Genomic DNA, 7279 nt, shown 5'->3' on the forward strand with positions numbered 1-7279 from the left:
TGTTACCGGCGCACCGATTCTTACCGGATAGTGACGATCCGGCGGTTCGCCTGTCGCCCGCCGGGAATGGGCCGTACGGTCCGGTCGGCATGAGAACGACCACGAGGCTGCCCGCCGCGCCCGGGCGGGCGCCGACCCGCCGGTGGCGCGCCGACCTGACCGTGCTGGGCGTCGAGGCGGCGCTGGTCGCCGTCGCCGCGGCGGTCGGCGCGGTCCTCAACGCCCGCGGCGTGGGTCTGCACGCGGACGCCGCCCCGCTGTACGCGACCTGGCGGCCGCACGCCGGTTGGGGCACGCCGGCGGCGGTGCTGGTGGCGGTCGCGGTGGTCGTATCCGGGGTGCGGTGGGCGCAGACCGCCCGGTGGGGTCGGCTGCTCGGCGTGGCCTGGTTGGCGTCGGCGGCGTGGACGCTGGCACTGGCCCTGGTCGACGGCTGGTCGGCAGGGTTGACCACCCGACTCACCGCGCAGGCGGAGTACCTGCACGAGGTGCCCGGGATCCGGGACGTCCCCGCCACGCTGGCCGGGTTCACCGGGCGGATCCTGGACTTCCAGCCCGACTCGTGGTCCACCCACACCGCCGGACACCCGCCCGGTGCGCTGCTGGTCTTCGTGGGGCTGGACCGGATCGGGCTGGGCGGGGGCACCGCGGCTGCGCTGGCCTGCGTGCTGGTGGGCACGAGCGTCACCGTCTCGGTGCCCGTGGCGCTGCGGGCGCTCGGCGCCGACGCCGCGGCCCGCGCGGTCCTGCCGTTCCTGGTGCTGCTGCCCGGGGCCGTGTGGGTGGGGGCGTCGGCGGACGGGCTCTTCGCCGGCGTGGTCGCGGCAGGGCTGGCGCTGCTGGCGGTACGCGGCCGGCTGGCCCCGGTCGCCGGTGGCCTGGTGCTCGGCTTCGCGCTGTACCTGTCGTACGGCTTCGTGCTGGTCGGCCTGCTGGCGCTGGTGGTGCTGGCGCTGCGCCCGGCGGACCGGCTCGCCGCGCTGCTGTCCGGGACGGCCGGGGCCGCCGCGGTGGTGGTGGCCTTCACGGCGGCGGGGTTCCGGTGGTGGGACGGCTACCACCTGGTGGTGGAGCGGTACTACCAGGGCTGGGCGGCCGAGCGCCCGTACGGCTACTGGGTGTGGGCGAACCTGGCGGCGCTGGTGCTGTCCGCCGGCCCGGTATCCGGGCCGGCGCTGGGGCGGGCGGCGCGGGCCGGGGTGACGGCGGTGCGGGCCGCGCTGCGCGGCCCGGGTGTCCGGCTCGCCGGGCCGGTGGCCGCCGCCGGGCCGGCGGTGCTGCTGCCGGTGGCGGCAGCGGTGGTGGTGCTCGCGGCCGACTTGTCCGGGTTGAGCAAGGCCGAGGTGGAGCGGATCTGGCTGCCGTTCGCGGTGTGGCTGCTGGTCGCCACCGCGCACCTGCCACCGGCGACCCGCCGCTGGTGGCTGGCCGGGCAGGCGGCGACCGCCCTCGCGGTCAACCACCTGCTCTGGACGGTCTCCTGAGCCGGGCGCCTGCCCCGACGGCGCTGACGAGCCGGATCGCCGGCGGGGCCGGTCAGGCGTGCACGGCCGCCGGCTCGCGCAGCGGGTCGGTGGCGAAGGCGGCGACCCCGTCGGCGAACCCGACCCGGGCGGTGTAGCCGAGCAGTTCGGTCGCGCGGCGCGGGTCGGCGACGACGTGTCGCACGTCGGCGGCGCGGGCACCGCCGACGACCAGCGGCGGCGGGCCGGCCATCGCGGTGGCCAGGGCCGCGGCCAGGTCACCGACGGTGCGCGGATCGCCGGAGCAGACGTTGACCGGCACCAGCGGCTGCGGCGGGGGCGTGGTGAGGGCCAGCAGGTTGGCCCGCGCCACGTCGGTGACGTGGACGAAGTCCCGGCGTTGCCGGCCGTCCTCCAGCACCCGTGGTGCTCCGCCCGCCGCCAGCGCCGACCGGAAGATCGAGGCCACCCCGGCGTACGGGGTGTCGCGCGGCATCCGGGGCCCGTAGACGTTGTGGTAGCGCAGCGCCCACACCCCGCCGCCGGTCTGCCGCGCCCAGGCGCCAGCCAGGTGTTCCTGGGCGAGTTTGGTGGCGGCGTACGTGCTGCGCGGCTCCAGCGGGGCGTCCTCGGGGACCAGCGCGGGGGTGAGGGTGCCGGCGCACTGCGGGCAGGTCGGGTCGTAGCGGCCGGCGGCCAGGTCGGCGGGGCGGCGCGGGGCGGGGCGCACGGTGCCGTGCCGGGCGCACTCGTAGCGGCCCTCGCCGTAGACGACCATGGAGCTGGCGAGCACCAGCCGGCCTATCCCGGCCCGGTGCATGGCGGCCAGCAGCACGGCCGTGGCGTAGTCGTTGTGGCTGGCGTATCCGGGGGCGTCCGACGGGTCGAGCCCGTGCCCGACCATCGCGGCCTGGTGGCACACCGCGTCGACGCCGGGCAGCAGCCGGTCGAGCAGGTCGGGGTCGCGGACGTCGCCGACGACCGGGCCGTGCCGCCGGGACCACTCGGGCAGCTCACCGCCGTGCGCCTGGGGCAGCAGCGCGTCCAGCGCCACCACCTCGTGCCCGTCGGCGGCGAGCAGGTCGGCGACCTGCGACCCGATGAACCCGGCCGCGCCGGTGACCAGTATCCGCATGCCGGTCAGGGTAGGTCGGTGGACGGTGGCGGCGGGCCGGGTCGGCGAAGCCGTAAGGACCTCGCAACATGGCGGTCCGTCGGCCGGTAAGCGTTCGGTAATCCGGCAAACCGGGTCCAGCCGTCGGCGCCGCCCGTAGCCTGCCGGAGAGGGATCCGGGCCGGCCGCCGCCGGGGCGTCCCGGCGTCGGCAGGCACGAGGAGGACCGGTGAGCGCGGAGAGCACTCCCCCGGCCGGGGGTTCCCCGGCCGGGTCGGAGCGCGCGCACCCCGGCCGCCGGGCGTACGGTTTTCCCCGGCGGTGGTGGGAGTTCCTGGCCGCGCATCCGCCGCCCGGTGCCGCGACCGTGAACCGGCGCTGGCGCAGCCCGCTGCGCGGCCCGTGGCTGACCTCCGTGTTCGGCCTGGTCCTGCTCGTCGGCCTGCCGCTGGTGTTCCTCACCGGGCTGCTGGACTACCTCGCCTACTCCCCCCAGTTCGGCCAGGCGTTCCCGCGTGACGTCGGCTGGCTGCGGCTGCCGCCGTTCGACTGGCCGACCCGCCCGTCCTGGCTGTTCCGCCTCACCCAGGGCCTGCACGTGGGGCTGGGGATCACGCTGATCCCGATCGTGCTGGCCAAGCTCTGGTCGGTGCTGCCGAAGCTGTTCGCCTGGCCGCCGGCCCGATCGGTGGCGCAGGTGTTGGAGCGGCTGTCCCTGCTCCTGCTGGTCGGCGGGATCCTCTTCGAGATCGTCACCGGCCTGCTCGACATCCAGTACGCGTACCTGTTCGGCTTCGACTTCTACACCGCTCACTACTTCGGCGCCTGGGTGTTCGTCGCCGCGCTGGTCACGCACGTGGCGCTCAAGCTGCGGCGGATGCTCACCGGGCTGCGGTCCCGTTCGCTGCCCGAGGAGCTGGCCACCTACCGCGCGGGCACCCGGCCCGAACCGCCGGACCCGGACGAGTTGGTGGCCGCCCTGCCCGGACCGCCCACGATGAGCCGGCGCGGCGCGCTCGCCCTGGTCGGTGGCCTGTCGGCGCTGCTCGCCGCGCTCACCGTGGGGCAGCACTTCGAGGGGCCCTGGCGGCGGATCGCCCTGCTGCTGCCCCGGGGCCGGCAGCCCGGCGCGGGTCCGACCGGCTTCCCGGTGAACCGGACCGCGGCCGCCGCCGGGGTCCGGGCCGCCGACATCGGGCCGGGTTGGCGGCTCACCCTGCGCGCGGGCGGGCGCAGCGTCACGGTCGACCGGGCCGGCCTACTGGCCATGGCCCAGCACACCGTCACGCTGCCGATCGCCTGCGTGGAGGGGTGGTCGACGGTGCAGACCTGGACCGGGGTACGGCTGCGCGACCTCGCCGCCCTCGTCGGCGCGGACGGGATCACCGCCGCGCACGTGGTGTCCCTGGAGAAGGCGGGACTGTTCCGGCAGGCGACCCTGCAGGCCAACCAGGTTCTCGACGCGGACTCCCTGCTCGCGCTGCGGGTCAACGGCGTCGACCTCTCCCTCGACCACGGGTACCCGGCGCGGGTCATCGTCCCGGCCCTGCCCGGGGTGCACTGCACGAAGTGGGTGGCGCGGATCGAGTTCCGGGGGCGTACCGGTGGGTGACCTCGCGGCCCGGTTCCGGGCGGCGTACGGGGCGCCGGTCGGGCACCTGCTGCTGCTCGTCGGCGCCTTCGCGATCGCCGGATGGGTGGCGCTGCGGCTCGCCGCGGAGCCGACCGCCGGCCGGATGCTGGTCTGGTTCGTCGGCGCGGCGATCGCCCACGACTTCGTGCTGTTTCCGATCTACGGGTTGGCCGACCGGGTGCTGCGGCGCGCCCTGGGCACCTACGGCGTGCCGGCGTCAGGCCCCGCACCGCTGAACCACATCCGGGTGCCGGCCCTGGCCTCGGGACTGTTGTTCCTCGTCTACCTGCCGGGCATCCTGCGGCTGGGTCGGCCGACCTACCTGGCCGCGTCCGGGCAGGACCAGCGACCGTTCCTCGGCCGCTGGCTGCTCGCCACGGCCGTGCTGTTCCTGGCCAGCGCCGTCGGCTACGCGCTGCGTCGGTGGTGGTCGCGCGGCCGCTGAATCGCCCGCCGACATCGGTGAATGGAACCAGGCCGTTTCATTGCCGATTCCGTCAAGCGGCGATGACGGGCGATGCGATTGATGAGCACTTCGGGGGCCGGCGATAACGGACCGAACCAGAGCATTTTTCGGCGCGCGCTCCCGGCCCGCGCGGTCAAATCGGGTGCCCTGCGACGATTTGCCTGCTGAGGCCCACCTCGGTCCGATGCGGCGGGCTCGTCAGAGGCGTCCGCCCCGGGCCGCCCGTCGGGAGCGTTTCACCCTGCGCGGGTTCCCTCGAGGTTAGACGGAGGCGTAGCCGCGGATGCCTTGATCCGATATGGGCGGAGGACTAGCATCCCCGCCGAAACGATCTTGGAAAGGGGCTGAAGTGTCGACCGCGAAACGTATGAAATCCGGGCTGATCGCGGCGCTGACACCGATTGTGGTGCTCGGCGTCGTCGCCCAGCCGGCGAGCGCGGACGTGTCCGCGCCGCCGATCAAGTCCTATGAGGGAGATCCCGGCCGGCTCGGCGACCCGGCGAGCTGGCGCACCCCCGAGTTCAACCGGGACGCCGGTCTGGTGTCGATGGGAGCCGAGTTCGCCTACGCCGCCGGCATCTCCGGCGCCGGGATGAACGTCGGCGTCGTCGACTCGGGCGTCTTCGCCGGGCACGTCCGAGAGCACGGCAGCCTGGACACGAACTACGCAGTCGGGGACCGCTACTTCTCGGTGGAGGCCCAGGGCGGCGAGACCGGCCCGACGTCGGGGTTCTACAACCAGGCGTACAACGACAGCCACGGCACGCACGTCACCGGGACCATCGGGGCGAGCCGCGACGGTGTCGGCGAGACGCAACCGGGCGGACCCGCCGCCAACATGCACGGGGTCGCGTTCAACAGCAACGTGTACATGGGCAACACCCACAAGACGGACGGCGTGCTCTACGGTCTCCTGCCGGCGACCGCGACCGCCGCCCAGAAGCCGGACGACGCCTACCTCGCCAACGTCTACCGGGCCGTGAATGGCGCCCAGACGGCGAACGGCCAGCCCGTCAGGATCATCACCAGCAGTTGGGGCAGCCAGCCCAACACGGAGAACTACAACACCTATGACGCGCCGCCCGGCAGCCCGGCGAGCTTCGGGTTGAACACGGCGTGGCGCCTCTGGTCCACCCCGGACGGGGTCGTCGACGCGAACGGCAGCACCGTCCGCTGGCTGAACGGCGCCATTGACGCCGCGCGTACCGGCACGGTCATCCAGTTCACCGCCGGCAACAGCGGCTACGTGAACCCGTCGCCGCGCGGCGCCGCACCGTACTTCATGCCGGAGCTGGAGGGCCGCTGGTACACGACGTCGGGCATCAACCCCACGCTGGGCCGCACCTTCAACCCTGACGGGTCGGTGCTGGTCCCCGGTCAGCAGACGTTCAACCAGTGCGGTGTCGCGAAGTGGTCCTGCGTGACGGCGCCGAGCAACGGGATCAACAGCACGACCGTGTCGGTCGTCAACGGCGTGCCGGAGGCCCGCTACGGGAGTTCGTCCGGCACGTCGATGGCCGGGCCGCACTCGGCGGCCGCGCTGGCGCTGATCATGCAGCGCTTCCCGTACCTGACCAACGAGCAGGCGCTCTACACGATGTTCACCACGGGCCGGCAGAACAACACGATCAGCGACGCGGCGGGCAACGCCGTGCCGAACCCCACCCGGGGTCAGATCGTGCAGGTGCCCGACCAGCGCAACGGCTGGCACACGGTCAGCCTGCGGGAGGCCATGAAGGGCCCGGGCCAGTTCCTGGGGCCGTTCGTCGTCGACACGCAGGGGCGCAGCGACGTATGGTCGAACGACATCTCCGACGTCGCGATCCGGGCGCGCCAGCAGGAGGACGCCGCCGAGGCGGCCGCCTGGGCGGCGACCAAGGTCGCGAAGGGCTGGACCAACGGCCTGCCGGCCGACGCGAGCGACGCCGACAAGTCGGACTACGCCATCGGGACCCGCCGCGAGGAGGCCCGCAAGGCCCGCGTCTACGAGGGCAGCCTCACCAAGCAGGGTGCGGGCACCCTGTTCCTCACCGGCAACGAGACCTGGCACGGGGCGAGCACCGTCCTCGACGGCAAGCTCTCGGTCGTCGGTTCGCACGCCAGCTCGATCGACGTGCGGGGCGGGACGCTCGGCGGCAGCGGCAGCGTGGCGGGCAACGTCAGTGTCACCGGCGGGGTGCTGCGGCCCGGTCTCGCGGCCGACGAGGCGGCGCAGATCACCGATGTGCCGGTCACCGCGGGCAGTGCCCTGAACGTCGGCGGGAACGTGACCGTCGGCAACGAGGGCCGCGTCGCCGTCACCATCTCCGGCGACTCCGACTACACGAGCGTCCGGGCCTCGGGCGCGCTGGCTCTGTCCGGCGAGCTGGACCTGGACGTGCGGGGCAGCCTGACCCCGGGCACCGTGCTGACGATCATGAGCGGCAGCTCGATCAGCGGCAGTTTCCACGCGCTGCCCGAGAACCGGGTCGTGAACGCGGGCGGGCACCTGTTCCGGGTGTCCTACAAGAACAACAGCGTGACCCTGACCGTCCTGCGCGCGCTGCCGACCGCGCAGTAGTCAACGCCGTCTCGTCCCACTCGGTTTGACCGAGGTTGAAGCC

At 74.0% G+C, this 7279-nt stretch carries 5 protein-coding genes; 4 read left to right on the forward strand and 1 reads right to left on the reverse strand.

The genetic code is table 11. The features are described from left to right. Positions 1 to 89 precede the first annotated feature (89 nt). Positions 90 to 1484 (forward strand): hypothetical protein, encoded by a 1395-nt coding sequence (locus FXF52_RS33270; RefSeq protein ID WP_148803101.1) that lies wholly within the window; start codon positions 90 to 92, stop codon positions 1482 to 1484. Between the two features lie 52 nt (positions 1485 to 1536). Here the strand turns inward: FXF52_RS33270 and FXF52_RS33275 are convergent, their stop codons facing one another. Further along, a complete protein-coding gene (locus FXF52_RS33275) occupies positions 1537 to 2598 on the reverse strand; it encodes an NAD(P)-dependent oxidoreductase (protein WP_148803104.1) in 1062 nt (353 codons plus the stop codon). A gap of 208 nt (positions 2599 to 2806) precedes the next feature. Between FXF52_RS33275 and FXF52_RS33280 the strand changes: the two genes are divergently transcribed. The 3 genes from FXF52_RS33280 (at position 2807) to FXF52_RS33290 (ending at position 7236) form a co-directional block, all read left to right on the forward strand. Further along, entirely contained in the window at positions 2807 to 4189 is a 1383-nt protein-coding gene (locus FXF52_RS33280; protein ID WP_148803106.1) for a molybdopterin-dependent oxidoreductase, read from the forward strand. Beyond that, on the forward strand, positions 4182 to 4655 hold the full coding sequence (locus FXF52_RS33285; RefSeq protein ID WP_148803109.1) for a hypothetical protein: 474 nt from the start codon (positions 4182 to 4184) through the stop codon (positions 4653 to 4655). The genes FXF52_RS33280 and FXF52_RS33285 overlap by 8 nt, the downstream gene beginning before the upstream one ends. 388 nt (positions 4656 to 5043) lie before the next feature. Beyond that, entirely contained in the window at positions 5044 to 7236 is a 2193-nt protein-coding gene (locus FXF52_RS33290) for a S8 family peptidase (protein WP_187413867.1), read from the forward strand. The last annotated feature ends 43 nt before the right edge of the window (positions 7237 to 7279 follow it).

The sequence above is a fragment of the Micromonospora sp. MP36 genome, assembly GCF_008119785.1.
Lineage (GTDB): Bacteria > Actinomycetota > Actinomycetes > Mycobacteriales > Micromonosporaceae > Micromonospora.

Bases quoted from the DNA above. Each gene is read 5' to 3' on its own strand.
- FXF52_RS33290 (WP_187413867.1), top strand. From the start codon at position 5,044: ATGAAATCCGGGCTGATCGCGGCGCTGACACCGATTGTGGTGCTCGGC.
- FXF52_RS33275 (WP_148803104.1), bottom strand. From the start codon at position 2,598: ATGCGGATACTGGTCACCGGCGCGGCCGGGTTCATCGGGTCGCAGGTC.
- FXF52_RS33270 (WP_148803101.1), top strand. From the start codon at position 90: ATGAGAACGACCACGAGGCTGCCCGCCGCGCCCGGGCGGGCGCCGACC.